The organism is Pseudomonas sp. GM78, from assembly GCF_000282475.1.
GTDB lineage: Bacteria > Pseudomonadota > Gammaproteobacteria > Pseudomonadales > Pseudomonadaceae > Aquipseudomonas.
Genome location: NZ_AKJF01000084.1, coordinates 1 through 26,021 on the forward strand (window position 1 = coordinate 1; position 26,021 = coordinate 26,021).

General features: G+C 61.7%; 20 protein-coding genes. 10 read left to right on the forward strand and 10 right to left on the reverse strand.

What is annotated here, in order from left to right; all coding sequences use genetic code 11:
- The 8 genes from PMI35_RS17470 to PMI35_RS17435 all read left to right on the forward strand — a co-directional run.
- On the forward strand, window positions 1-1,037 hold a 1,037-nt coding region (locus tag PMI35_RS17470), incomplete at its 5' end, for a DUF2345 domain-containing protein (protein ID WP_008059197.1).
- A gap of 28 nt (window positions 1,038-1,065) precedes the next feature.
- Window positions 1,066-3,690, forward strand: a complete 2,625-nt coding sequence (locus PMI35_RS17465) for a hypothetical protein (RefSeq protein ID WP_008059200.1) — start codon at window positions 1,066-1,068, stop codon at window positions 3,688-3,690.
- Window positions 3,691-4,167 carry a hypothetical protein gene (locus PMI35_RS17460; protein WP_008059202.1) on the forward strand — a complete coding sequence of 159 codons (477 nt, stop codon included), beginning with the start codon at window positions 3,691-3,693 and terminating at the stop codon, window positions 4,165-4,167.
- Between the two features lie 2 nt (window positions 4,168-4,169).
- Window positions 4,170-5,411 (forward strand): hypothetical protein, encoded by a 1,242-nt coding sequence (locus tag PMI35_RS17455; protein ID WP_008059203.1) that lies wholly within the window; start codon window positions 4,170-4,172, stop codon window positions 5,409-5,411.
- Window positions 5,412-8,774 carry an ImcF-related family protein gene (locus tag PMI35_RS17450; RefSeq protein WP_008059204.1) on the forward strand — a complete coding sequence of 1,121 codons (3,363 nt, stop codon included), beginning with the start codon at window positions 5,412-5,414 and terminating at the stop codon, window positions 8,772-8,774.
- A gap of 100 nt (window positions 8,775-8,874) precedes the next feature.
- Window positions 8,875-10,644, forward strand: a complete 1,770-nt coding sequence (gene tssF, locus PMI35_RS17445; protein ID WP_008059205.1) for a type VI secretion system baseplate subunit TssF — start codon at window positions 8,875-8,877, stop codon at window positions 10,642-10,644.
- A 193-nt stretch (window positions 10,645-10,837) separates the two neighbouring features.
- The gene (locus PMI35_RS17440) at window positions 10,838-12,949 is read left to right on the forward strand and encodes a hybrid sensor histidine kinase/response regulator (RefSeq protein ID WP_008059206.1); all 2,112 of its coding nucleotides are present in this window, start codon (window positions 10,838-10,840) and stop codon (window positions 12,947-12,949) included.
- 38 nt (window positions 12,950-12,987) lie between these two features.
- Window positions 12,988-15,630 (forward strand): excinuclease ABC subunit UvrA, encoded by a 2,643-nt coding sequence (locus PMI35_RS17435; RefSeq protein ID WP_008059207.1) that lies wholly within the window; start codon window positions 12,988-12,990, stop codon window positions 15,628-15,630.
- An 86-nt stretch (window positions 15,631-15,716) separates the two neighbouring features.
- Here the strand turns inward: PMI35_RS17435 and PMI35_RS17430 are convergent, their stop codons facing one another.
- The 7 genes from PMI35_RS17430 to PMI35_RS17400 all read right to left on the reverse strand — a co-directional run bounded on the left by PMI35_RS17430 (window position 15,717) and on the right by PMI35_RS17400 (window position 21,909).
- A complete protein-coding gene (locus tag PMI35_RS17430; protein ID WP_008059209.1) occupies window positions 15,717-17,660 on the reverse strand; it encodes a response regulator in 1,944 nt (647 codons plus the stop codon).
- Window positions 17,650-18,525 (reverse strand): sensor histidine kinase, encoded by an 876-nt coding sequence (locus PMI35_RS17425; RefSeq protein ID WP_008059211.1) that lies wholly within the window; start codon window positions 18,523-18,525, stop codon window positions 17,650-17,652. Before PMI35_RS17425 ends, PMI35_RS17430 begins: the two co-directional genes overlap by 11 nt.
- Complete coding sequence (locus PMI35_RS17420; RefSeq protein WP_008059213.1) at window positions 18,518-19,528, reverse strand: ATP-binding protein; 1,011 nt, start codon at window positions 19,526-19,528, stop codon at window positions 18,518-18,520. The genes PMI35_RS17425 and PMI35_RS17420 overlap by 8 nt, the downstream gene beginning before the upstream one ends.
- Window positions 19,525-19,929, reverse strand: coding sequence for an anti-sigma regulatory factor (locus PMI35_RS17415; RefSeq protein ID WP_008059219.1), 405 nt, complete (start codon window positions 19,927-19,929; stop codon window positions 19,525-19,527). Before PMI35_RS17415 ends, PMI35_RS17420 begins: the two co-directional genes overlap by 4 nt.
- Entirely contained in the window at window positions 19,926-20,288 is a 363-nt protein-coding gene (locus PMI35_RS17410) for an STAS domain-containing protein (RefSeq protein ID WP_008059220.1), read from the reverse strand. Before PMI35_RS17410 ends, PMI35_RS17415 begins: the two co-directional genes overlap by 4 nt.
- Window positions 20,289-20,292: 4 nt before the next feature.
- A complete protein-coding gene (locus PMI35_RS17405) occupies window positions 20,293-21,144 on the reverse strand; it encodes an STAS domain-containing protein (RefSeq protein WP_008059222.1) in 852 nt (283 codons plus the stop codon).
- Between the two features lie 243 nt (window positions 21,145-21,387).
- Complete coding sequence (locus PMI35_RS17400; RefSeq protein ID WP_008059224.1) at window positions 21,388-21,909, reverse strand: DUF4142 domain-containing protein; 522 nt, start codon at window positions 21,907-21,909, stop codon at window positions 21,388-21,390.
- A gap of 217 nt (window positions 21,910-22,126) precedes the next feature.
- On the opposite strand from PMI35_RS17400, the gene PMI35_RS17395 reads away from it, so the two are divergent.
- Both PMI35_RS17395 and PMI35_RS17390 read left to right on the forward strand, forming a co-directional pair.
- On the forward strand, window positions 22,127-22,360 hold the full coding sequence (locus PMI35_RS17395) for a DUF465 domain-containing protein (RefSeq protein ID WP_008059225.1): 234 nt from the start codon (window positions 22,127-22,129) through the stop codon (window positions 22,358-22,360).
- A gap of 110 nt (window positions 22,361-22,470) precedes the next feature.
- A complete protein-coding gene (locus PMI35_RS17390) occupies window positions 22,471-22,680 on the forward strand; it encodes a hypothetical protein (protein WP_008059226.1) in 210 nt (69 codons plus the stop codon).
- Window positions 22,681-22,738: 58 nt separating this feature from the next.
- Here PMI35_RS17390 and PMI35_RS17385 read toward each other — a convergent pair whose 3' ends face one another.
- From PMI35_RS17385 to PMI35_RS17375, 3 genes are all read right to left on the reverse strand, one after another.
- A complete protein-coding gene (locus PMI35_RS17385; protein WP_008059227.1) occupies window positions 22,739-23,827 on the reverse strand; it encodes an SMP-30/gluconolactonase/LRE family protein in 1,089 nt (362 codons plus the stop codon).
- The gene (locus PMI35_RS17380; protein WP_008059228.1) at window positions 23,824-24,975 is read right to left on the reverse strand and encodes a sterol desaturase/SRPBCC family protein; all 1,152 of its coding nucleotides are present in this window, start codon (window positions 24,973-24,975) and stop codon (window positions 23,824-23,826) included. The genes PMI35_RS17385 and PMI35_RS17380 overlap by 4 nt, the downstream gene beginning before the upstream one ends.
- A gap of 82 nt (window positions 24,976-25,057) precedes the next feature.
- Window positions 25,058-25,921 (reverse strand): LysR family transcriptional regulator, encoded by an 864-nt coding sequence (locus PMI35_RS17375; RefSeq protein WP_008059232.1) that lies wholly within the window; start codon window positions 25,919-25,921, stop codon window positions 25,058-25,060.
- Between the last annotated feature and the right edge of the window lie 100 nt (window positions 25,922-26,021).

Genomic DNA, 26,021 nt, shown 5'->3' on the forward strand with positions numbered 1-26,021 from the left:
TGCACCTGCCGATGCTGGCCGGCACCGAAGTCGCGGTGGCCTTCGAACAGGGCGACCCGGACCGCCCCTACATCGCCCACGCTCTGCACGACAGTGAACACCCGGACCACGTGACCCTGCGCAATCGCGACCACACCCGCAACGTGCTGCGCACGCCGGCGAATAACAAGCTGCGCATGGAAGACCTGCGGGGGCAAGAGCACGTCAAGCTCAGCACGGAATATGGCGGCAAGAGTCAGTTGAACCTGGGGCATCTGGTGGATGCCAAGAAACAGAAGCGGGGGGAAGGGTTTGAGCTGAGGAGTGATGGACACGGCGCCCTCCGTGCAGGCAAAGGATTGTTTGTCAGCGCCGATGAACAAGCCAAGGCCCAGGGGCAGATGCTGGACATGCAAGCCGCGCTGGGCCGTTTGCAACAGGCTGGCGAGCAATTGCAAGGCCTGTCCAGCGACGCCCAGGCGGCCCACGCCGAACCTGCCGATGTGCAGGCGCAACTCGCCTTTTTGAGCGAACGGATCGAAGCACTCCAGGCCCAGGTAATCCTGCTCAGCGCGCCCCAAGGCATCGCCTTGAGCAGCGGTCAGCATCTGCAATTGGCGGCGCAGGAAAACCTGATGCTCAACGCCGGCGGCGCGGCCGACCTCAGCGTGGTCAAGCGCCTGTTCATCGGCGTCGGCCGGGGGCTGAGCCTGTTCGTGCGCAAGCTGGGGATCAAGCTGATTGCCAACCAGGGGCCGGTGAGCGTGCAGGCGCAAAACGACAGCCTGGAACTGCTGGCTCGTCACGGGCTGTCGATCACCAGCACCGAAGACGAAATCTGCATCACCGCGAAAAAGAAAATCGCCCTCAATGGTGGCGGCAGCTATCTCAACCTCGATGTAGGCGGCATCGAATCCGGCACCTCTGGCGATCACCTGGTCAAGGCCGCACATCACGAGTTCAAGGGACCTGGCGGGCAGGCCCGGCAAATGCCGGCGCTAGCGCAACGGTCCGAACACCTTGTCCAGTCCCCGGAACCTACGGATTTCTCTGGCTGATTCTTTCGCAAACCTGGAGCGACACACCATGGCAAAGCTGCTCGACTGGATTTTTGGACGCCACTACGACTCAAGCACTCCCAGTGCCATGCCCCCGGTCTGGCCAACGCGCGATACCCAGCCCTCCCGCCCAGCGGCGAATTCGAAAGCCGACCGCTTGCCACCGCTGAAAAACTGGTGCCACCCGTTCAAGGATAAACGTGACCCGTTGCAGCAACTAACCCATCTGGCCAACGCCACCGCCGGTTACTACCCTCTGGGCCGCAATGGCCTGTGGCACGGCGGCGTGCATTTTGACAGCGGCACCGCTGCGGGCCTGAAGCAGCAATTCGACGTGCACTGCCTGGCCGACGGTGAAGTGGTGGCTTACCGCATCGACCGCGAATCGCCGAAGACCACCTACTACGCCCACAAGCTGACGGTCCAGAATCCCTTCTCGCGCAACTTCGTGCTGGTGCGCCACCGCCTGCAGCTGCCGACGCTCCCGAACAGCACTGATAAGCCGCCGAGCCTGATCTTCTACAGCCTGTACATGCACCTGCAGGATTGGGTGAAGTATGAAGAAGATCCGGCTCTGGCGTGTCCGGGGTTCTGGGGCGAAGTGCACCGGGTCAAGGCCACAGCGAACGATCCGCATCCTGACGATTCCGAACAACGCGGCGTGTACGTTTACTACCGCCCCCGCTCCGACAAGGTCGCTGATTTCTTGCCCCGCGGCGCCGAGGTGATCATCAGCGGCGACGGCGAGTACCGCCGCCTGGAAAATCGCCTGGGCCCGGCCAGCCTGAGCAACGCCGATGGCTCGTTACGCGGTTACCTCGCGTCCCGGTTCCTGCAGTCGGTGGTGGACGGCCAGCATCGCATCGAAACAGCTAGAGGTGCACTCAAGGTGCGCCCGGAAGCGAGCCTGCACAGCGAGGAAATCAGCGAATTACCCAAAGGCACGATCGTCAACGTCAGCGGTGAAGGCGAATTTCGCAAACTGGAACGGGTCACGCAGTGGGTACAGTTCGCCGCGCTGCAAAGCGTGCTGGAACCGCTGGCGACGGACCGGACCGTGGTCCTCGACACCCCCGTCGCGATCCAGGCCGGCGCGCTGATAGGCCACGTCGGCGATTATCAGAGTGAAGGGGCGGAACGAGCGGAAAAAAAGCTGCACCTGGAAACGTTCAGCGAACAAGACGTGGAAGTCTTCATTACGGCCAGTCGCGCCTGGGCCCAGCGCCTGCCGGCCCGTGAGCGGATCTGGCTGAAACTGGCCGCGGGCACCGCCGTAATGGCGCATCGCGACGGCGCGAGTGCCACACGCTGGCCGGTACCGAGCGCGAACGACCCGCTGAGCACTGCCGACCTGTTGATCCCCAAAAGCCTGCTTGAGCGCCTTCCCGCCGAGGACAAGATTGCCGTGCCTGCCACGCCGGATAGAAGGGCCCTCAACTGGTATCGCCTCGCAGGCCTGCTGCATGACGCCGACGGCAACCTGCTCAACGGCTGGGTGCGCGAAGACGTGGGGCTCACACCGTGGGTCAGTCCCTGGGATTGGGAAGGCTACGCGGTTCTGCACGACTATGGCCGGCCCATCCACGCCATGGCCTCGTTTATGCGCGGCATGCGCCGCTTCAGCAAAGCACAACTGGAACACTACCAATCCTTGGCCGACGACGAGGAGCAGGGGCCGATCAGGAGCCGCTTGTTCGACATCATCGACCCCAACCGCGTCGGTCAGATCACCGCCGAAGCACTGCAAGCGGCGCTCAGGTTTCCGGCGCAGGCGCAAGCGATCGCGCAAATGGTCATCCGCAAGGAAAGCGAGTGGTTTCATCGGGCGCATGTATGGGATGTGCTGGATGAAATGCTCGGCCATAGCGGCTCGACGCCGAACTTGAACTGGCTGGCGGAGAAGCAGCGGATCAAGGAGCACAGTTGGTGGGAAGAGGTGGCGGAGAAGGTGGGGTTGCCGTCGTGGGGGACGGCTTATCACTTTCATCCGATTGGGTTGATGGGGAGTTTTGCCACAGATATTGATGAAAACGATTTAAGTTGGTTAACGGTGCCCAATGGTCAACTGACATTTGATGCTGAAGGGAACGACATTGAAGATGAATTGAATCCTTTGTTTAGATACTTCAGTAGGGTTGCTCACTGGCCTGGAGGTGTGTCTGGCGTAACAATTGGACGAGGTTACGATCTTGGTCAACGACCTAATCCTGGAAAAGATCTTAGTGATGCAGGCGTTGAGGAGCCTCTACGATCTTGGCTTATTGGTGCTAAAGGCCTTTCGGGGGTCGCCGCTAAGAATTATGTCGCCAATGCTCCGGTTGATATACGAAAGCTCAAAATTACCAGGTGGCAACAGTATCGATTGTTTTTGCCGGTTTACGATTATATGAAGAAAGAAGTAATTCGTATTTCGAGTTCAAGTGTTAACAAGGCGGATTTTGGTGTGCTGAACTGGGGGGCAGTGAGCGGTAAGGTGCAGGATGTTGTAATTGACCTGATCTACAGAGGTGACTACACCCCGTATTCGAGGTCTTTTATTCAAAAGCCTTTTTTGGATAACGATGTAGGGATGGTTAAAAGCATCATTTCTAATAGGAGTTACTGGGGGAGTGTTCCCGATGATAGGTTTAAACGTCGTGCGGAGTACCTGTAGATGAATGTGTCAGTTTTTCTTGTCCTGATATTGTGTTCGATTGGTGTGGTCGAGGCTAAGGAGCATGACTATGAACGAGTAATTTTGGCGGGAGCGGGGGATGTGGGAGAGTTATTTGTAAGGTTTCTGGTTTTGTCCGGAGAGCCTTGTCTCATTATTCAAAACTTGGCTCCTGGGGGTAGGGGAAAGGTGTCGAGTGAGAACGATATCTGTTCTATAGATGGGGAGAAATTTGAAGATGGCTATACGGCTGTAGAATTTAAAAGCGGAACCTTTAAAGATGGGAGGCTTGTTTTGGAAGTTGGCGTTACCCCGCTTCAGCCCATTGGTGAGACTGTTTTCTCCTGCGAAGTAGTGTTTGTCAAAGACTTGGCGGAACGCCTCTCCTGTAAAGAAAAGAAACGTCTCGATGAAGAGTCTTGTGCTGTTTCTGAAAATTCTTTTTTGTCGTTACGACCTGAAGCGAGTCCGAAATAACCATGCCTGTCAGACTGGATCAACTCTCTTCTCCGGCCCCGCGTCCCGCGCCCCCTCGTATCTGGTTCTGGGCATGTTTACTGTCTCTGCTTTTGCTATTGGGTGTGGGTGAAACGTTATTGTTCGGCGCTGAACCGTTGCATCAGCAATCCATTGATGACTGGCAGCGAGCTTTGGGCTTACCGCTTCTCCTTTGGTGTGTGCTGCTGTTCGGGCGGCTGCTGTTGTACAGCGGTCAACACGGCGCGGCCGAGGGCTGGGACGAAGCCTGCGATGAGGATTTACGCCGCAAAATGCGTCGAGGTCGGCGCTCCCAGCAAGTATTGAGCGCAAGTCTGTTCACTGCCCTGCGAAAGCCGGGGGAAGAGGGGAGCGCGCAACTCGATGCCTTGCTGAGCGGGACGAAGGCATTGACGGCCCAACCGACCCGGATGGAAGAATCCGTCGTGCGTCATAGTCGCTTATCTGGTGCAAAGTATGAAAATCTGGAAAAAGTGTTGCTCGGTGTCTTTAGCCAGGTCCTCACTGAGCTGGCGCAGACGCTGATACACCTGCCGGACGAAAAACCGTTGGCATTGTTGCTGGAGGTTGAGAGCGGTCTGCCGCAGAGTCAGTGGCGTCCGGCATGGCAAAGGGCGTGGAACGCCTCCGGCATCCGACAGTCAGCGGTGCCGGTCGAAGGGCAAGGGTTAGCTGCACTGGACCAGTGGCTCGACCAGCGCATTGATGATCAGGCGTTACTGCTGGTGGTGGCATTGCAGTTCGCGCCGCTACAGCCTGAAGGCACGGCAGAAGCGGCCGTCGGGCTACTGTTGGGCAACCGTTTGACGCAAACCACGTTACCGCCGATGGCCTACCTTCACCGTCCGGAGCAGGCGCGAGCGCTCAACCCTGATGCACTGTTGTATGCCTCTCGCCATGCGCTGGATTGGGTCCCGCTGGATGCCCAGTCGATCGAGCACGCCTGGTGCGCGGGAATCGATGCGCAACACCAGGCGGCAATAAGCACCGTTCTGGCTGAAGTGCAAATGCCGGTAAAGCGCAATCAGGGCTTGATCGACCTGGATGCCTTGTTGGGACACCCCGGTACCCCTTCACCATGGCTGGCAATCGCAGCCGCGACACAAAACATTCAGCGCGGCGCTGGGCCGCAGTTCATTTTCAGTGGTGACAGCGCCGTCGATGCGGGGCTGTGGAGCACGGTGCTGATGCCCGTCCTGCCGCTTTCGACGAAGGAGTCTTGAATGCAGTTTCGACGCTATCCAGGGCCGGATGTAGTGGTCGGCCTGTTATTCCTGACCGGCGTGCTCGTGGAGCTCATGGTCTGGTATTTTCCTCAGTGGCTGGGGATGGGGTCTGGCAGTGACCGGCAAAACACCTGGTTGTTGGCGGTACCAGCGTTCACTTTTATCGCGGTGTTGGTCTTGGGAACCTACCGACTGCTGTGGCGCCGTGTGGTGCATTCGGTGCATCGCGCAGAGGCGTCGGATGACGTGCCCGAGCCACCGCCTACTGAGAGTCCGAAAGCTCCGAGCGCGCAGCAGGTCCGGGTGGCTCACGTGTATCTCAATAAATACTACGGCCCCTTCTGGCGCTTCAAAGTTCGCCTGCTCCTGGTCGTCGGCGAACCCGAGCAGATCGAAGCCATCGCCCCGGGCCTGACCACCCAGCAGTTCCTGCATGCACAGGACACCGTGCTGCTCTTCGGCGGTAGCGTGAAGGTGCCAACCCTGTTCAGCCAATGGCAGGGTTTGAGCCGCTGGCGTCCCTTCGATGGCGTGGTCTGGGTCCTGAACAAGGAACAGACCACTGACGCCGCAGCGCTCGGCGAAAACGTGCGGCGCCTGTGCGATCTGGCGCGGGCGCTGCATTGGCAGTTGCCGCTGCACCTTTGGCAGGTCTGCGACACTGGGTGGCCGCAGCACTCGCGACAGACGCAGGCGGTGGGTTGCGCGTTGCCAGACGGTTTCACAGTTGTCGAGTTGGAGAGTCGCCTGGAGCAATTGCTCGAGCCCTTGCGGCAGGAGGGTCTGGAGCAGATGCGCGAGCACATGCCGCATGACTTTTTGCTGCGCCAGTCCCGCGATCTGCAGGTCGAGGGCATCGCCCGCTGGCGGCAGGCGCTGGCGCCGTTGCTCGGCGAGTTGGCCGGGAGCATGCCGGTGCGCGGGTTGTGGTTCAGCCTGCCGTTACCGGAGGTGTCACCGGATCCCAATAACCGCAGTCACTTCTGGTCGATAGCGCCGGTATGGCAGGGCGTACTCGGCGATAAAAAGTCACACGCCTGTCGCCTCGGCTGGCCCGCGACCCGCATCGCGCAGGCCCTGATGCTCGCCCTGGCACTGGCCTGGGGCGCCGGCATGCTGCTGTCCTTCGTCAGCAACCGCGCACACATCACCCAGGTGCAAACGTCACTGGCAACCTTGCAACAATCCTCCATCCGCGACGAACAATTCCTCGCCCTCAACGAGCTGACCCGCGAACTGGGCCGCCTGGACTACCGCGCCACCCACGGCACCCCCTGGTACCAGCGCTTCGGCCTGAACAAGAATCCAGAACTCCTGCAAATGCTCTGGCCCGCCTACGTCGAGGCCAACCAGCGCCTGCTGCGCGACCCGGCGGTGGCCAGCCTGCAACAGCAGCTCGGCGCCCTGATCCGCTTGCCCGCCGACAGCCCCGAACGGCTCAAACGCGCGCCGCAGGCCTACGAACAACTCAAGGCCTACCTGATGCTGGCGCGCCCGGAAAAAGCCGATGCGGGTTTTCTAGTCAAGACTTTGGGCCCGCTCGAGCCGAGCGCCGGCGGTGTCTCGTCGGGGCTGTGGCACGGCCTGTCGCCGATGCTCTGGCAGTTCTATGGCGAGCAACTGGCGGCGCATCCGGACTGGCGCAGCGTGGCCGACCCGAAGCTGGTGGCCCAGGTTCGTCAGCTGCTGCTCGGCCAGTTGGGTCAGCGCAATGCCGAAGCCAGCCTGTACCGCCAGGTGCTCGACGCTTCGGCCAATCATTACCCGGCGTTGAGCCTGGCGCAGATGGTCGGCGACACCGAGGCGCGGGCGCTGTTCGTCAGCCAAGCCAGCGTGCCCGGGGTGTTTACCCGCCAGGCCTGGGAGGGCCAGGTGCGTCCGGCGATCGAGGCCATCGCCGAGGCGCGGCGCGAGGAAATCGACTGGGTGCTCAGCGACCGGCCGGGCGACATCGCCGCCGAGCTGACGCCGGACATGCTGCGTGAACGCCTGACCCGGCGCTACTTCCAGGACTACGCCAGCGCCTGGCTGAAGTTTCTCAACCGCCTGCGCTGGCAGCCGGCCAACAGCCTGGGCGAGGTGATCGACCAGTTGACCCTGATGAGCGACGTGCGCCAGTCGCCGCTGATCGCGCTGATGAACACCCTGGCCTACCAGGGGCAGGCCGGCACACGCACCCAGGCGTTGGCCGACTCGCTGATCAGCTCGGCGCAAAAGCTGATCGCCCAGGCCCCGGGGCCGATGGTCGAGCAGACGCAGCAGGGCCCCCAAAGCCCCCTGGACGCCACCTTTGGCCCGCTGCTGGCGCTGCTCGGCAAAACCCCGGAAGGCCAGGACGAGCGCGAGCGCCTGAGCCTGCAGGCGTTCCTCAACCAAGTCACGCGCACGCGCCTGACCCTGCAACAGGTGAACCACGCCGCCGACCCGCAGGACATGACCCAGACCCTGGCGCAGACGGTGTTCCAGGGCAAGAGCATCGACCTCACCGACACCCGCGCCTACGGCAGCCAGCTCGCCGCCAGCCTCGGCGCGGAGTGGGGCGGTATCGGCCAGACCCTGTTCGTGCAGCCGCTGGAGCAGGCCTGGCAGGGCGTCCTGCAACCCTCGGCCAGCAGCCTTAACCGCCAGTGGCAACGGGCGATCGTCAGCGACTGGCAGCAGGCGTTCACCGGTCGTTATCCCTTCGCGGCCACCGCCAGCGACGCCTCGCTGCCGATGCTCGGGCAGATGATCCGTGCCGACTCCGGGCGCCTCGAGCAGTTCCTGCAGCGCGAACTGGGCGGCTTGCTGCGCAAGGAAGGCAGCCGCTGGGTGGTCGACACGCCACACAGCCAGGGCCTGCGCTTCAACCCGCAGTTCCTCACGGCGATCAACCAGCTCAGCCACCTGGCCGACGTGCTGTTCACCGACGGCGGCATGGGCCTGAGCTTCGAGCTGCAAGGCAAACCGGTGAGCGACGTGGTGCAAACCACCTTCACCCTCAACGGCGAGAAACACGAGTACTTCAACCAGAAGGAAAGCTGGCAGCGCTTCAACTGGCCGGGCCGCCGCCAGTACCCCGGCGCGAGCCTGACCTGGACCAGCGTGCGGGCCAACGAACGGCTGTTTGGCGACTACCCGGGCACCTGGGGCCTGATCCGCCTCCTGGAGCAGGCCCAAGTCACGCCACTGGACGACGGCGACAGCCGTTTTCGTGTGGTGCTCAAGGCGCCCGACGGCATCGGCCTGACCTGGTACCTGCGCACCGAACTGGGGGCGGGGCCGATGGCGTTGCTCAAGCTGCGCGGCTTTAAATTGCCGATGCAGATCTTCCTGGGTGAAGGGGAGGAGGTGGCACAAAACAAGAGGTTGAAAAAATGAGTGTGCGCAAATTGTTTGCCCGATGCATCGGCGAGCGCGACGCCCTTCGGTACGCGCCGTCGTGTTCTGCGGTTAAACGTCATTCATCAGGAGTCTTTCTTTGAACAATGAAAATCTGACACTGCGTTATTTCGACGCCGAGATGCGCTACCTGCGTGAGGCCGGCCAGGAGTTTGCCGAGGCCTTTCCAGACCGGGCGGCGCAACTGAATCTGGACAAGCAGGGCGCACGTGATCCGTATGTGGAACGCCTGTTCGAGGGCTTTGCCTTCCTGATGGGGCGATTGCGCGAAAAGCTCGACGATGACCTGCCGGAGCTGACTGAAGGCCTGGTCAGTCTGTTGTGGCCGCATTACCTGCGCACCATTCCCTCGCTCTGTATCGTCGAGCTGGCACCGGAGCTTGCGCAGATGAAGCGCACCGAGTTGATCGGCACTGGCTTCGAAGTGCTGTCGCAGCCCATCGGTGCGCAGCGCACCCGTTGTCGATACACCACCACCCAGGACCTGACACTGCGGCCACTCGCCCTGGAGTCTGTGCGTCTGGCCCATGAGCCGGACGGGCGTTCAGTGCTACGCCTGCGCTTCGCCCGCGGGGCCATGAGCCCCTGGAGCGAGATTGACCTGAGTCGCCTGCCGCTGTACCTGAATGCCGACGCACCGCTGGCCAGCGCGCTACACCAGGCACTGACCCTCAACGCTCAGGCCTTGTATGTGCGCCTGCCTGAGCAGGCGGGCCGCTCTGTGCTGGAGGGTTATTTTTCGCCAAAGGGGTTTGCCGATGACGATCGATTGTGGCCCAAGGGCGACAGCGCCTTCAGCGGCTATCAGCTGTTGCTGGAGTATTTCACCTTCCGCGAGAAGTTCATGTTCGTCACCCTGTGTGGGCTGGAGCATTTGAGTATCAAGCCGGGCGATCTCTGGTTCGAACTGGACGTGGTGTTACGCCAACCGTGGCCGCAAGCATTCAACCTGAGCACCGGGCACATTCGCTTGCATGCGGTGCCGGTGATCAATGCGTTTACACTGGAGTCCGATCCGCTGGCGCTGCAGCCGCTACAAACCGACTACCTGCTTCGTCCCATGCGTTTGCAGGACGGTCATACGGAAATTTATTCGGTGGATCAGGTCACTGCGTCGTGGAATGGCGAGCACCAGGACTACGTACCGTTCACCAGCTTTCGCCACAAGGGTGGCATGTTGCGTGATGACATGCCCGAGCGTTATTTCCATACCCGCTTGAAACGGGGTGCCAATGGCCTGCATGACACGTGGCTGATTCTCGGCGGTGACGGTTTTGACAAGGACCAGCTGGGCCTCAACCAGAACCTGTCGCTGCGCTTGACCGGCACAAACGGACAGCTCCCGCGCAAAGCATTGCAAAGCACGTTGCTCGACACACCGGGGCAATCCTCAAAGATCGGTTTGCAGGTGCGCAATCTGTGCGCACCCACATTGCCGTGCTACCCGCCGAACCGCGACCGATTCCACTGGCGAATACTCAGCCACCTGGGCTCGAACTTTCTGCCGATGCTCGACAATGCCGAAGTATTGCGTGGCACGCTGGCGTTGTATGACTGGACGGGGGACGAACTGAACCGGCGGCGTCTGGCGGCCATCGTCGAGGTCAGGCACCACCTGAAGCAGCGTTTTGAAAAAGGCTTTCTGCTGCGCGGCGTCGACATCGAAGTCACGCTCGATGCCAAGGGTTTTTCCGGCGAGGGTGACATCAGCCTGTTCGGCGAGATGCTCAATCGTTTCTTCGGTTTGTACGCCGATATCCACCTGTTCAACCAGCTCACGCTGATCCTTCAACCTTCTGGCAAGTGCCTGCGATGGGCCGAGAATCACAGTCAGCGTATTCCCGGCTGAAAGCCGCGTACATGAACAAAGGCCGCGATCCCCTCTGTAGACCCGTTCAAGCCCTGTTCCACAGGGATTTTGCCAGCCACAGATTCGGGGCGATCAGAGTGGACCGCGAGAATCAGCTATACCTCTATGAAACCATTGCCATCCGCGAAGCTCGAAACAAACGGGTGCAGTTACCGGGGCGCAGAGCCAGTCGATGCAGTTTCTAGAAGATAACCACGGATGTGCCGGCTGGAACGGCGAAATGGCCGGGCGCATTCGTGCGTTCGACTGGAGCCCGACCGAGCTTGGGCGCCTCGAAAACTGGTCCAGGAGCCTGCGCAGTGCGGTACAGCTGATGCTTGCCTCACCCTTGCCGATGGTGATGCTCTGGGGCCGGGCCGGCTACATGATCTACAACGACGCCTATTCGATATTCGCCGGCGGGCGCCATCCTTACCTGTTGGGTTGCGCGGTGGAGCTGGGCTGGCCGGAAGTCGCCGAATTCAACCGGCATGTGGTCGACACCTGCCTGGCAGGCGGGACCTTGTCCTACCGCAACAAAGAGTTGGTGTTGCTGCGCGACGGAGTGCCCGAGGACGTCTGGCTGGACCTTTACTACAGCCCGGTCGCCGATGATGACGGGCATCCTGCCGGCGTCATGGCGATGGTGGTCGAAACCACCGAATTCGTGATTTCCGAACGTCTGCGCCAGGCGGCGGAAAACGCCTACCGCGCCGACAACGAGCGGGTCCGCCTGGCCCTCAATGCCGGGGCGCTGCTCGGCTCGTTCGTTTGGGACATCAAGGCCAATACCCTCAGCGGCGATGAACGCTTTGCCCGCACGTTTTCCTTTCCCCCCGGGCAAAGCCTGGACAATTTGCCCCAGGATTTCGCACAAGCCCATATCCATCCCGATGATCGCAGCTGGGTCGAGGAGCAGGTCAGGCAATCGATTGAGACCGGCGCGCCGTATAACGCCGAATACCGGGTGCTGCGTCCCGACGGCAGTTACCTGTGGGTGCTCGCCAGCGGCTGCTGCGAGTTCGATGAGCAGGGCCGGGCCTTTCGTTTCCCCGGGGTGCTGATCGACATCCACGAACGCAAGACCGCCGAAGAGTCCTTGCTCAGGTTCACCCGCAACCTGGAGCAGCGCGTGGCCGACGAAGTCGAAGCGCGACTGGCGGCTGAAGAGCAACTGCGCCAGTCCCAGAAGCTTGAGGCCATCGGCGGCCTGACCGGCGGCGTGGCCCACGATTTCAATAATCTGCTGCAGGTGATTGCCGGCAATTTGCACTTGCTCGCCCGTCATGAACCGGACAATGCCAACGTGCAGCGCCGGGTCGCGGCGTCCATTGCCGCGGTTGAGCGCGGCGCAAAACTGTCCTCGCAATTGCTCGCGTTTGCCCGTCGCCAGCCCTTGTCCCCGGCGATTTGCACGCCGCAGCAGATTTTCGATGGCCTGGGCGAACTGTTGCAACGTGCGCTGGGGGAAACCCTCCAGGTTCACATGAGCACCCCCACTGACCCATGGTCGGTCTATGTCGATCGCAATCAGCTGGAAAACGCCATCCTCAACCTGATGATCAATGCCCGTGATGCCATGGAAGGCGAGGGCACTATCGAGCTGTGCGCCGATAACATCAGCCTCGACCGCGAATTCTGCCAGGGCAAGGGCATCGTTGCCGGTGACTACGTGCGGGTCACGGTGTCGGACAGCGGCCTGGGCATGTCACCGCAGGTGCTGGGGCAGGCTTTCGAGCCGTTTTTCACCACCAAGCCCGATGGCCATGGCACGGGGCTGGGCTTGAGCATGGTGTTCGGTTTCGTCAAGCAGAGTGGCGGACATATCGAGATGTCCAGCGTGGTTGGACAGGGTACCCGGGTGCAGATGTATTTTCCGCGCAGCCTGCGCTCGGTGGACAGTGAAACACCCCGTGCCGAGGTGCAACAACGGGGCGCGAATGAGCGGATCCTGGTGGTCGAGGACAATGAGGCGGTGCGCGTTTCAACCGTGGAGTTGCTGCGCGAAGAGGGCTATCAGGTGCTCACCGCCGCTAATGCCGACCTTGCCATGCAGATGTTGCTGGAGGGGGCGGCGGTGGACCTGATCTTCACCGACGTGGTCATGCCTGGCCTGATAAAAAGCTCGGACCTGGCGGCCTGGGCCAAGGTCCAGAATCCCCCGGTGGCGGTGTTGTTCACCTCGGGCCACACCCGTGACATTATCTCGCGCAACCATCAGCTGAGCCCGGATACCCATTTGCTGAGCAAACCCTATGGGCCGCAGGCGCTGACCCGGATGATTCGTACCGTGCTCAATGGCTGACATATCCTCACTTCGAACCTTCCCGTCAAGGCTGCCCCATGACCGACAAGCGAACCGCCAACCCTCCCTCAGGCATGGTCAGGGTGCGCGGCGCCCGGGAGCACAACCTCAAGAACGTCGATGTCGACATTCCCCGCGATGCCCTGGTGGTGTTCACCGGGGTGTCCGGTTCAGGAAAGTCGTCCCTGGCGTTTTCGACCCTGTATGCCGAAGCACAGCGCCGCTATTTCGAATCGGTGGCGCCTTATGCGCGGCGCTTGATCGATCAGGTGGGCGTGCCGGATGTCGATTCCATCGAGGGCCTGCCGCCAGCGGTGGCCTTGCAACAACAACGGGGCACGCCGAGCACGCGCTCCTCGGTGGGCAGCGTGACGACCCTTTCGAGCCTGATCCGCATGCTGTATTCGCGCGCCGGCAGTTACCCGGCGGGGCAGCCGATGCTCTACGCCGAAGACTTTTCCCCCAACACCCCCCAGGGTGCGTGCCCGCAATGCCATGGCCTGGGCCGGGTGTACGAGGTCACCGAAGCGCTGATGGTGCCGGACCCGAGCCTGACCATTCGCCAGCGTGCGGTCGCCTCCTGGCCCATGGCCTGGCAAGGGCAGAATCTGCGGGACATCCTGGTGACCCTGGGTTATGACGTCGATGTGCCCTGGCGTGACCTGCCGAAAAAGCAGCGGAACTGGATTCTCTTCACCGAAGAAACCCCGACGGTCCCGGTCTACGCCGGGCTCACCCCTCAAGAAACCCGCGTCGCCCTCAAGCGCAAGATGGAGCCGAGTTACCAGGGCACATTCACCGGCGCACGGCGCTACATCCTGCACACCTTCACCCATTCGCAAAGTGCGCTGATGAAAAAACGCGTCTCGCGCTTCATGCTCGGCAGCCCTTGCCCGTTGTGTAATGGCAAGCGCCTCAAGCACGAAGCGTTGTCAGTGACCTTCGCCGGCTACGACATCGGCGAACTGTCGCAGATGCCATTGCTGCAAGTCGCCGAAGTCCTCAAGCCGGTGGCGGCCCGACACTATTTGGAAGAAGGTGAAGAGCGCGATGAGGCGGGCGAGGTGTTGACCCACCTGCAGACCCGCCAGGCCCGTGAACAGCGCGTGGCCCACGGCGCCAGTGGCCACGCCAACGCCCCCGATGTGCGCCACACGCCAAATCTCTCGGTGGAAAAACGCCTCGCCGCGCAACGCATTGCCCAGGACTTGCTGGAGCGGGTCAGCACCCTGACCGACCTGGGCCTCGGTTACCTGGCCCTGGAACGCAGCACGCCGACGCTGTCGTCCGGCGAGTTGCAACGCCTGCGCCTGGCGACGCAACTGGGCTCGCAGTTGTTCGGCGTGATCTACGTGCTGGACGAACCCTCGGCCGGCTTGCACCCGGCCGACGGTGAAGCGTTGTTCGAAGCCCTGCAACGCTTGAAAGCGGCGGGCAATACCTTGTTCGTGGTCGAACACGACCTGGAAACCATGCGCCGCGCCGACTGGTTGATCGATGTCGGCCCGGCGGCGGGCGAGCATGGCGGACGGGTACTGTACAGCGGTGCCCCGGCGGGGCTGGCACAGGTGACGGATTCGCAGACCCGCGCCTACCTGTTCGCCGAGCACCTCAGCCAATCCCGCCGCCCGCGCAAGGCCAGCGACTGGCTGCGCCTGGAAGGCGTCACGCGCAATAACCTGGACAACCTCAGTGTCGAGTTTCCCTTGGGCTGCTTCACCGCAGTGACCGGTGTGTCGGGTTCGGGTAAATCCAGCCTGGTCAGCCAGGCGCTGCTGGAACTGGTCGGCGCGCATCTGGGGCGGCCGGGTGCTGACAGTGAACCGCAGGAGCTGAGCCTGGAAGATGACGCGCCGACCGTCAGTGGCGGACAGGTCACGGCGGGGCTGGCGTCGATCAAGCGGCTGGTGCAGGTCGATCAGAAGCCCATTGGCCGTACGCCGCGTTCCAACCTCGCGACCTACACCGGGCTGTTCGACAATGTGCGCAAGCTTTACGGGGCAACGCCTCAGGCGCAGGCGGCGGGCTACGACGCCGGGCAGTTTTCCTTCAATGTCGCCAAGGGCCGCTGCCCGACCTGTGAAGGGGAAGGTTTTGTCAGCGTCGAATTGTTGTTCATGCCCAGCGTCTACGCGCCATGCCCGACCTGCCACGGCGCGCGCTACAACCCCGAGACGCTGGCGATCACCTGGCAGGGCCGGACCATCGCCCAGGTGCTGCAATTGACCGTGGACCAGGCCGTGGAGGTGTTCGCCGAACAAGCGGCGGTGCGCCGGTCCCTGGAGGTGCTGCGTGATATCGGCCTGGGTTACCTGCGCCTTGGCCAACCGGCGACCGAGCTGTCCGGTGGTGAAGCACAGCGCATCAAGCTGGCCACCGAACTGCAACGCAACCCGCGCGGGGCGACGCTCTACGTGCTCGACGAACCCACCACGGGCCTGCACCCGCGAGACGTCGATCGCTTGCTCGAGCAGTTGAACAACCTGGTGACGGCAGGGCACACGGTGATCGTCGTCGAACATGAAATGCGCGTGGTGGCGCAGAGTGACTGGGTGATCGATATCGGACCCGGGGCGGGGGATCAGGGGGGCAAGGTTGTGGTGGCGGGGGAACCGCGGAAAGTGGCCAAGAGCAGAAAGAGCCGGACGGCGCCGTTTCTTGCCAGGGTTCTTGGTGCGTGATGGATCAAAAGATCGCAGCCTGCGGCAGCTCCTACATGGGTCGGTGAACAAATGTAGGAGCTGCCGCAGGCTGCGATCTTTTGCTATCAGGCGCTGTCGAGGGTGCGTCGTACCTTGTCCAGTAATTCATTGATCTGGAAGGGCTTGATCAGCATTTCCATGCCGTCGCCGAGAAACACCTGGCGGTTGATCGCGGTTTCGGCATATCCGGTCATGAACAGGATCGGCAGGTGTTCGCGCCAGCCTCGCGCGATATCGGCCAGTTCCCGGCCGCTCATGCGCGGCAGGCCGACGTCGGTCAGCAACAGGTCGATGGAGTCGTCGTTCTGCAGGCGTTCCAGGGCGCTTTCGATATCCCCCGCCTCGGTGCAACGGTAGCCGGCATCCACCAGCACTTCGGCCACGAACATGCGCACTGACGGCATGTCCTCGACGATCAGCACATGTTCACCGCCACCCTGGACGTGAGTCGTCGACGATGCGACTGCGCCGGCCGTGGGATCGGCACTGGCCGGCAACATGATGGTCACTTCGGTACCGCGTCGCGCCACGCTGCGGATGTGCGCGTCGCCACCTGACTGGCGGGCAAACCCGTAGATGGTCGACAACCCCAGCCCGGTGCCCTGGCCCAGGGGCTTGGTGGTGAAGAATGGGTCGAACACCTTGTCGATGACGTTGTGTTCGATACCGGTGCCGTCGTCGCGCACCGACAAGGCGACATAGGCGCCATCGGCCAGGTTGGGGTCACCGTGGGAAAAGGCGGCATAGGTGTTGACCCAGATATTGCCCCCTTGGGGCAGGGCGTCGCGGGCATTGATCACCAGGTTGAGTACGGCGCTTTCCAGCTGGATCGGATCGACCAGGGCAATGGCCGGTTTGCTCGTCAGTTCAAGCTTGAGGGCGATGCGTTCGCCAATGGTGCGCACCAGCAGCTCCTCGAGGGAACGGATGTGCTCGTTGATGTCCACGGGCCGGGTGTCGAGCGGCTGCTGGCGGGCGAAGGCGAGCAGGCGATGGGTCAGGGAGGCGGCACTCATGGCCGAGTTCAAGGCCGCTTCGGCATAGAAGGCCACCTTGTCGGTGCGGGACTCGGCAACGCGCTTCTGGATCAGTTCCAGGCTGGTGATAATGCCGGTGAGCAGGTTGTTGAAATCGTGGGCAATGCCTCCGGTCAGCTTGCCCAGCGCGTCCATTTTCTGCACCTGCAACAGCTGGGCTTCGGTGCGCGCGCGTTCGGCGACTTCATTGGCCAGTTGGGTGGTGGCATCGTCCAGGCGCGCCAGGTGCGAGCGTTCGCGGTGACGGTGTTCGGTGACGTCCTCGACGAACACCAGGCTCAACGCCGGTGTGCGGTAGGGTGAAATCTGCCATTCGGTTTCGCGAAGTTCGCCCTGCACCCGCATGCTCAAGGTGCCTTTCCAGCGTTCGCCATACGCCAGGCGCAGGCGCAGTTCCTCGATCACGGCGCACTGGTCGTCGGCGAAACACTGGTGCAGGGTATCCGGGTCGAGGTTGTCCTGGATCAGTTGGGCGAACGCATGGTTGCATTCGTGGACCTTGAGCTGTGCATCCAGCACGGCGATGGGGGCCGACACATTGACGAAAATCTCGCGAAAGCGCGCCTCGCTGTCCCGCAGGGCATTCTCGGTTTCGCGCACCCGCAGCAAGGTTCGCAGGGTCGCCAGCAGCACATCCGGGTCCACCGGGTGGATCAGGTAAGCGTCGGCACCGGCGTCCAGCCCGGTGATGATGTCGCCGGTCTGGATCGACGCCGCGGACACGTGAATCACCGGGAGCAGGGCGGTAGCGGGCTCCGATCGCAGTTTGCGCACGATGTCGAAGCCACTCATGTCCGGCAGGTTGACGTCGAGGATCAAGGCGTCGATCGCCACGCTGGCGATCAATTCCAGACCTTCGCTGCCGGTGCCGGATTCCAGCACCTCATAGCCGTGGCGTTCCAGGCGCCGACGCAAGGCGTAGCGCGTGGCAACGTTGTCATCGACGATCAGCAAGCGCAGGTCACGTTTCATCGGCAGGCTCCATGGCGATGGCCAGCGGGATGATCACAAAAAAGGTCGAGCCCACACCCGGTGTGCTCTGTACCCCGACTTCGCCGCCCAGCAGCACCGCGAAGCGTTTGCACAGCGACAACCCGAGCCCGGTTCCACGCAGGCGTTTTTGCAGCGGGGAATCGACCTGGGAGAAGTCTTCGAACAATGCGCCATGCAGCTCCTGAGCGATACCAATTCCGCTGTCGCTGACGGCGAAACGCACGTAATCGCGGTTTTCCATTTGCGCCGAGACCCGAACTTCCCCGCGGGTGGTGAACTTCAACGAATTGGATATGAAATTGCGCAGGATCTGCGCGAGCTTCTTGTCGTCGGTGTACAGCCGGGGCAGGCCCACCGGTTCCTCGAAGATCAGGTCCACGGCGCTGGTATCGACGATCGGGCGAAACATGCCGCGCAGGGCGGCGAACAGGTCGAGCATGTCGAACCAGGCCGGTGAAATGGTGATGCGCCCGGCTTCGATCTTCGCCAGGTCGAGCAGGTCGTCGACCATGTCGCTCAGCTCCCGCGCGGCATTGCTGACGAAAGCCACCTGCTTGTGCTGCTCGCTGCTCAGTGGCCCGTCGAGTTCATCGGTCAGCAGGCTGGCGATGCTCAGGATCGAGCCCAATGGCGTGCGAAACTCATGGCTCATGTAGGACAGGAAGCGGCTTTTGAGGTCCGAGGCCTGGCGTAGCTGTTCGGCCTGGGTGTCGAGTTCGGCGTACAGCGCCAGGACGCCCTGGTTGGTTTCATCCAGCTCGGCGCGCAGGGCAATGGCTTCACCCTGCAAACGCGCGATCATTGCAGCTTGTTCGTCGATTTGACTCATGGGCACTTCAGCCATGGGCGGCCTCCAGGGCAATGACCAGCACGGTGACATCGTCTCGTCCACGACAGAAATCGCGGTGCAGGATGGCGGCAATCACGGCGGGATGGCGGTGCACCAGGCCGGGGTAATCAGACAGGTTCCAGCGCGACTGCAGGCCATCGCTGTACATGATCAGCAATTGCCCGCTCACCTGAGCATAGTCAAAGGGCTGCGCCTTTCTAAACTGCCCGCCGACGATGCCGGGGTGGGAGGCCAGGCCCCGGGACTTGTCCGGTGCGACCAGGCAGGCGCCGATGTTGCCGATGCCGAGGAATTTCAAGGCGTCGCTGCCGGCGTCGAACTGGGCGATGGCCACTGCACCGCCACGGGTGCCGATCATGGCTTGATGAATGTCTTCCAGCACCTGCAGCGGTGAGGCGAAGGGCAGCAGCGCGTAGGCTTTCTCGCCGGCGCGGGCGGCGCGTTCGGCTTCTTCACCATGGCCCAGGCCATCGATCACCAGGGCGCTGATGCGCGGCCCGTCCAGCGCCAGGTGCCAGGTATCGCCGCACGCGGGATCCTGGTGCAACGAATGCTGGCTGACGCCAATGCGTCGGTCTGCGCCCTTGTCCGTTCGCGGGTACAACCTTGTGAGCAGCACGGCGCCCCGTGAATCGGCATAGACATCGAACACCTCGGTCTGCCGCGACACAGTGCCCAAGCCAATGCCTTGGGTGCCGCCGGTGGAAAAACCGTCGGCCAGGCAGGCGTGCAGGTCAAAACCCTGTGCGCGGTCGATGGCGAGCATCTCGATACCGGCGCCGCTGGCACGGGGCAGGACCCTCAGGTGCAATTCACCACGGTTGGCGTGCTTGAGAATGTTGCTGGCAAGTTCGGTGGCGACCAGCGCTACCCGTCCCGCGTCCGTGGTGTCGAAACCGAGTTGCTGCGCGAGTTGCTGCGCGGTGCGTCGAGCGTGGCCGATCTGGCTGTTGTCCTCGATGACCAGCACTTGGGTCATCGAACCGCCGATGTTCATGTCCATCGGGTAATCGTTACGCGAGTACCCTTTCCCGGCGCTGTGTCGATATCGAATTCATTGACCAGGCGCTTGGCTCCGGTCAGGCCCAGGCCCAGGCCGGCACCGGAGGTCCAGCCATCGGTCATTGCCAGTTTGAGGTCGGCGATACCTGGCCCTTCGTCGCGGAAGACCAGGCGCAGGCCGGTGCGCGGGCTTTCATCGAGGATCTGCCAGTCCATGTCGCCGCCACCGCCGTACACCATGGTATTGCGCGCCAGCTCGCTAACCGCGGTCACCAGCTTGGTCAGGTCGATCAGGCGCATGCCGCAGTCCTGGGCGAGTTTGCGCGCCAGCTGGCGGGCCAGGACGACGTCCTGCTCGATGTGAATCGGGTGAGTGCCGCTGCTGCGCACAGTCATTGGTTGCGTACTCGTTCCTGAAGCAGTTTCATCCCGCGCTCGACATTGAGCGCGGTACTGACACCAGGCAGGGTCAGGCCCAGCTCCACCAGGGTGATGGCCACCGCCGGCTGCATGCCGACCAGCACGGTCCGGGCATCCATGATGCTCGACAGCCCGGAGATGGTGCCGATCATCCGGCCAATGAAGGAGTCGACCATGTCCAGGGCGGAGATATCGATCAGCACGCCGCGGGCGGACGTCCTGCTGATGCGCTCGGACAGGTCGTCTTGCAGCGTCAGCGCCAGCTGGTCATGCATGTCCACCTGGATGGTCACCAGCAGGAAGTCGCCCATTTGCAGAATCGGAATGCGCTCCATTGGCTCAGTCCGCCTTGCTGACGGCCAGGCCCAGCCGGGTCAGGGCCAGTTTCAAGGCATCGGCCAGGTTGGCCTTGGTGACCACGCCTTGCAGGTCCAGCCCCAGGTGCACGATGGTCTGGGCGATCTGCGGGCGCACGCCGCTGATGATGCAGTCGGCCCCCATCAGTCGAATCGCGGTGACGGTCTTGAGCAGGTGCTGGGCCACCAGGGTATCGACGGTCGGGACGCCGGTGATGTCGATGATGGCGATCTCCGAGCCGGTATCGACGATGCGCTGCAGCAGCGATTCCATCACCACCTGGGTGCGTTGCGAGTCCAGCGTGCCGATCATCGGCAGGGCCAGGACGCCGTCCCAGAGCTTGACCACCGGGGTCGACAGCTCCAGCAGTTCTTCCTGCTGGCGTTTGATCACGGCTTCGCGGGATTTCTGGAAGGTGCGGATGGTGTGCATGCCCAGGGCGTCGAGCAATTCGGAAATTTCCCAGAGTTGCTCGGCCAACAGCGCCGGGCTGTCCTGGTAATGATTCTGCAGGAGGGCAAACAGCGGCCCCTTGAGCGAGAAGATGAAGCTGGCGGTCTGGTGCGAATCCTGGCCGAGTAGCGCGCGGCTATGGGACAGCTTGTCGAGGAACTGGCGAATTTCGTCCCAGCCGGCTGTGGCGATGTTCTGGTCATTGCCGTTTTGCAGGCCCGAAATGACCAGTTGCAGGAATTCCGACGTCTGCTGTTGCAGGTCCTGCTCTTTGAGATTGCGCGTAGCGCCACTGGATTCCAAGCCGTTTTTCCACTCGGTGAGCAGTTGTGCCTGGTTGTTCTTCATCGCATCGAGCGTGCTGGTTTGCAGTGCCGCCATGGGACTTGTCTCCTTGAGTGGTATGCGGCCGATTCCCGGAAAAAATGACCGGCGCAAAAGCAGTGACATTTCGCGGATGAAATAGTTGTTCGCGTTCGACAGGTATTTTCATTCGCTGCATATGGACTGTAGGAGCTGGTGCAGCCTGCGATCTTTTTTTTTGCATCGACACCGAGGGCGGCATGGCCTGGCCCAGATAAAAAGACCGCATCGATGGATGCGGTCTATTTATTCTGATGAGGATTATTTGTCTGGATGGGCAGCCTGAAGCTTTTTCGCCATATCCAGGTGTTTTTCCAGCCCTGGCAACATTTTTTGCGCAAAGCCCTTGAGTTCGGTTGCGCCTTTGGTCCTGTCGTCGGTCACGGTATTGGCTTGTTTCTTGAACAGCTCGATGGCGTCTTCGTGAGCCTTGACCTGATTGTTGGCGTAGGCCGAATCGAAAGATTCGTCACGCATGTCGAGGATCTTTTCCTTGGCCTGCTTCACCAGTGTCGTGTTGTCCGGCACTTCAATGTCATTCTTTTTCGCGATGGCCGCCAGTTCATCGTTGGCCTTGGAATGATCGGTGATCATCATGTTGGCGAACGCCTTGACATCGGCTGACTGGCTTTTTTCCAGGGCCAGGCGACTGGTTTCGATCTCGGCGATTCCGCCGGCAGCCGCCTTGTCGACGAAATCATTGTCGGTTGCCGCGAAGGCCGCGCCCATGCTGGTGCTCAAGGCGATGGCCAGAGTGAGATGGCGCAGGTTGAATCTGTCCATTGGTTCTTCTCCACACGGTTGTCATGGGCGATCGAATTGATCGTTACGCTGTGGAGGTCGCGGTGGGGGTAAAGGTTTTATCGCATTGGCGACAGGACGACGAATGGGCACCGCTGGTCTGACAGATGGTCGACAGAACCGGCCAACCGAGGCCATTCTGATAATTGGCGAACGCAATCAATCGCGTTTGCTACCGATTAACAAACGGAGGTGTTCCATGCCGGTGCCCCACGACCTTTTTCAGGATCTGAAACGCACAAAGGAAGAAATTCAGAAGAAACGCGCCGAGGATCCGTTACTGGATTCACTGATCAACAAGTATTCCCAGGCGGATAAAGCTGTGGTGGAGGCAGAGGAAGCCAAATCCAGCGACGACGCGGTGACCAAGCTCAAGGCGAAACGCCTGGAGGTCAAGGACAAGATCGTCAAACAGCTGCAGTCGTCGTCCTGATGTTTCGTGATGAGCCACCGACAATCGGTGGCTGAATAATTGGAACGACGATATTGACCGGCACCTCGAATGTTCAGAGCCCGATGATGCGGCGACAGGCGAGGTGCCCCATGGCTGATCCAAAATTTCCCAGCGAAGAACAAGGGGGCTATGACCCCATTCCGACCCATCCCGATCCCTTGAGTCCCGGTCGAACTACCGTCAACCCGGAGGACGAGCCGGGCATTGATGAACTGCCCGATAACGAAGGTGCCATCCCCATGGATCAGGATGACGGCACTGACATCGATCGGGAACGGGGGCATGAAAAAAATCGATAATGCGGTGTACCCAAATCCCTGTGGGAGCGAGCAGGCTCGCTCCCACAGGTTTACCGCTTTAGTGCAACGCCGTACTCAGCGGCAATCGCACCATATTTTTCGCTTTCAACGAGCCAAAATACAACCAGTCCCCATACTCACGCACGGTGGTGATCGGCGAATAGCTGTCGCTGCTGCCGTCCTGCAGGTTGGCGATCACCTTGCCCTCAAGATCCAGTCCCAGCGCAAAGGCGCGTTTTTCCACCGGCTTGGGTAGAACAATCAGCGCTCGCGCGATCATCTTGCGCACGAAAGGGTGTGGCGCGGTTTTGTCGAGCAAGGCGTTACGCGGCGCATACAGCGCCACCCAGAAACGGTCGCGGCCGTTGAAAGACAGGTTGTCCGGCAACCCCGGCAGGTTATCGATGAACAGGTCATGGGTGCCGGCTTTCGGTCCGCTCAACCAGTAGCGAGTGATGCGATACGCACCGGTTTCGTTGACCAGCACGAAGGCATCGTCCGGACCCAGGGTGACGCCATTGGCAAACTCCAGCTTGTCCAGCAGCATCGTGGTCTTGCCGGTCTGGAAGTCATACCGCAGCAAGCGTCCGTCGCCGCCATGTTCGATGATAGCCTCACCGTCCTCGCCGTAGCCGAAACGGCTGGAGGCGTCGCTGAAGTAGGCGTAGTGCCCGGACTTATCGATGGCCACGTCATCGGTGAAACCCAACGGCACGCCATTGGCGCTGGTGGTCAAGGCCACCAGGCGACCCTGGGCGTCCAGTGACAACAAGCCCTTGACGGCGTCGGCGATCACCAGCAAGCCATTGGGGTGGCGGGCCAACCCCAGGGGGCGGCCGCCGGTGTCGGTCAACATCCTGGTGTCCTGGCCGTCCAGGCTGGTGCGAATGACCCGGCCATCATGCAGCCCGGTAATCAGCGCGTTGTTTTCCAGGAGCAGCGCTTCGGGGCCGTCGATGTTCTGCGCGCCGACGCGTACCAGGCCCTTGAGACGCTGGTTGTCCGCGTACGGGCCGCTGCTGAGGGACGGTGCCGGTTGCGGCGTCCAGGCCACAGGGTCGACCTTGGTCGGCATCAATAGCAGGAAGGCGCCGAGGGCAACGATCAGCAGCAATAGCCCATGGAGAAACCTGATCGGTCGAATCACGCACGGACTCCTGACTGTGCCAGGTGTTTTTGCGCGGTGTCGCGAAGCGCCAGCATCGACGCCGCCGATTCGCGATCGATCCGTCGCTTGAGCAGCAATTGATTGGCCACTCGCATTCCCAGGCTGCTGAACCGGTATTCAAGCGTGCGCACGAACCGCGTGCCATCGCCTTCAGCTGCACATTCGTAAGTCAGCAGCAATGACAGGCCATTGTCGCCATGGGCCCGGGCAATCCAGCGGCGTCCAGGCAGGTACTCATCGACCACCCAGCTCAAGTGCCCGTCACGGCCACCGGCGCGGATGTCCTCCTCGAATCGCGCGCCAGCATGCAAAGGCCCTTTCGGGCCGTTGATCCGCAGGGACGATGGATGCCACTGCGGCCAACTGCTCACGGTGCTGGCATAGGCGAGCACGGCAACGGGATTACCGGCGATGTCGATCTGATGCTGCATGCGGGTCATGGGCGTTCTCTTCAGGTACTCGATGGCCGGTTCCGGTTCCGGCTCCCAGTAGAGGGTGCCGAACAGGTAATCCATCAACGGAAAGACGATGTTGAAATTACGTTGCTGCATCATCTCGCGGCGGTGATGCAGTTCATGCAGGCGACGCATCTGGCGGATCCATGGCAGGCGCGTAATCCGGTTGTGCGCCGGCAGATGCTCGCAGGCATGGAACACTTCGTAGGTCAGGTAACCCAGGACCAGGCAGCCGCCTACCAGCCCGGCGGCGTTGGCGTCCAAGGGCTGGAGCAGCCACCACAGGGGCAGGGCGATCAGCAGCGTGTGCACCACGATCAACCAGGCCGGGAACAGGATGACGCGCCAGTCGCGAGCGCTGTCATACGTCATTTTGCCGGGGGCGAAAAAGCTGTGATGGTCGCCGGCATGGCGGGCATAGAACATCCGCGCGAAGTTTTTTTTATGATGGCCAAGGTGGCGATGCACCATGTACACAATGAAACTGAAGAACAGCAGGGACACCGGTACTGCCAGCCATTCGAGAGGCTGAACCTTATGCACGGTGCTCCAGAAAATGCCGATCGCCACCAGGCCGAACACCAGCACGAAGGTGCCATGCAGCCAGGGGTTATAACGGGGGTGAATGTCGCAACGGTAACGGGCACGGAATGCTTCGGTGGTCTGCCTCACTGCAATCACCTGTCGTTATTGTTATCTCCAGCAGATTAGTCGATCCCGGGGTTTTGGTTGGCCGATCCTTGATAAAACGGATTCAGGTCAGCGGATTCCAGCGTTGCGACCAATCGTCATCGCCCTTGATCACCTCGCGCAGCAGATCGAAAGCCAGCTGCAGTGCCGCCGAGTCGCGGTCGCGGGAGTAAACCAGGTAGGTCGGGTAACTGAATTCCGGGGCCTTGGGTACGGGCTCCAGCATGCCGCTTTCCAGGTAGCTCTGGACCACCCGGGTGCGGAAGTAGCCGCTGCCGCCGTGTTCGAGGATGTACTGCAAACCCAGGGGGCCGAGGTTGAAACTGAGCGCCGCCTTGGCCTTTTCCGGCAGGGCGGCGTCATGTTGACGCCGGAAGTGCTGGCCCCAGTCGATGTATACGTAGGGTTCGGGGCGTTCGGGGTGGCGCACGAGGATGAGTTTTTCTTCGAGAATCTGCTCGACCTGCAGGCGCGGCCAGTATTCGGGCTGATAGACCAGCGCCGCGTCGAGCACCCCAAGCTCCAGTTGGCGCAGCAGGTGTTCGCCATCGCGGATTTCCATGCGCAGCGCATGGCCGGGAATCCTGTCGCGCAGTACGCCGGCCCAACTGAGCATCAACGGATTGCACAGGCTGACCTCGCCCCCGATGTGCAGTACGTCATGGAAGCCCTCGGGCAAGGGCAAGTCCCGGCGCGCGGCTTCCCAGGTTTCCACCAGTTGATTGGCATAGATCACGAACGCTTCGCCATTGGGCGTCAGGCGGGCGCCGGCACGGTTGCGTACGAACAGCGTGCTGCCCAGGTGACTTTCCAGCTTCTGTACCCGCGCGGTGATCGCGGTCTGGGTGACGTGGAGTTTCTCGGCGGCCGCGGCGAGGCTGCCGTGGCGGACGATTTCCAGGAAGGTGCGGGCGAGGTCGATGTCCATGGGGCGGCCAGTGCGGGAAGTGCTGGCATTGTAAGGCAAATCAAAAGATCGCAGCCTGCGGCAGCTCCTACAGAGAACCCCTGTAGGAGCTGCCGCAGGC

Coding starts and splice junctions, on each gene's coding strand:
- PMI35_RS17465 (WP_008059200.1), top strand. CDS start 1,066: ATGGCAAAGCTGCTCGACTGGATTTTTGGACGCCACTACGACTCAAGC.
- PMI35_RS17460 (WP_008059202.1), top strand. CDS start 3,691: ATGAATGTGTCAGTTTTTCTTGTCCTGATATTGTGTTCGATTGGTGTG.
- PMI35_RS17455 (WP_008059203.1), top strand. CDS start 4,170: ATGCCTGTCAGACTGGATCAACTCTCTTCTCCGGCCCCGCGTCCCGCG.
- PMI35_RS17450 (WP_008059204.1), top strand. CDS start 5,412: ATGCAGTTTCGACGCTATCCAGGGCCGGATGTAGTGGTCGGCCTGTTA.
- PMI35_RS17440 (WP_008059206.1), top strand. CDS start 10,838: ATGCAGTTTCTAGAAGATAACCACGGATGTGCCGGCTGGAACGGCGAA.
- PMI35_RS17435 (WP_008059207.1), top strand. CDS start 12,988: ATGACCGACAAGCGAACCGCCAACCCTCCCTCAGGCATGGTCAGGGTG.
- PMI35_RS17430 (WP_008059209.1), bottom strand. CDS start 17,660: ATGAAACGTGACCTGCGCTTGCTGATCGTCGATGACAACGTTGCCACG.
- PMI35_RS17425 (WP_008059211.1), bottom strand. CDS start 18,525: ATGGCTGAAGTGCCCATGAGTCAAATCGACGAACAAGCTGCAATGATC.
- PMI35_RS17420 (WP_008059213.1), bottom strand. CDS start 19,528: ATGAACATCGGCGGTTCGATGACCCAAGTGCTGGTCATCGAGGACAAC.
- PMI35_RS17415 (WP_008059219.1), bottom strand. CDS start 19,929: ATGACTGTGCGCAGCAGCGGCACTCACCCGATTCACATCGAGCAGGAC.
- PMI35_RS17410 (WP_008059220.1), bottom strand. CDS start 20,288: ATGGAGCGCATTCCGATTCTGCAAATGGGCGACTTCCTGCTGGTGACC.
- PMI35_RS17405 (WP_008059222.1), bottom strand. CDS start 21,144: ATGGCGGCACTGCAAACCAGCACGCTCGATGCGATGAAGAACAACCAG.
- PMI35_RS17400 (WP_008059224.1), bottom strand. CDS start 21,909: ATGGACAGATTCAACCTGCGCCATCTCACTCTGGCCATCGCCTTGAGC.
- PMI35_RS17395 (WP_008059225.1), top strand. CDS start 22,127: ATGCCGGTGCCCCACGACCTTTTTCAGGATCTGAAACGCACAAAGGAA.
- PMI35_RS17390 (WP_008059226.1), top strand. CDS start 22,471: ATGGCTGATCCAAAATTTCCCAGCGAAGAACAAGGGGGCTATGACCCC.
- PMI35_RS17375 (WP_008059232.1), bottom strand. CDS start 25,921: ATGGACATCGACCTCGCCCGCACCTTCCTGGAAATCGTCCGCCACGGC.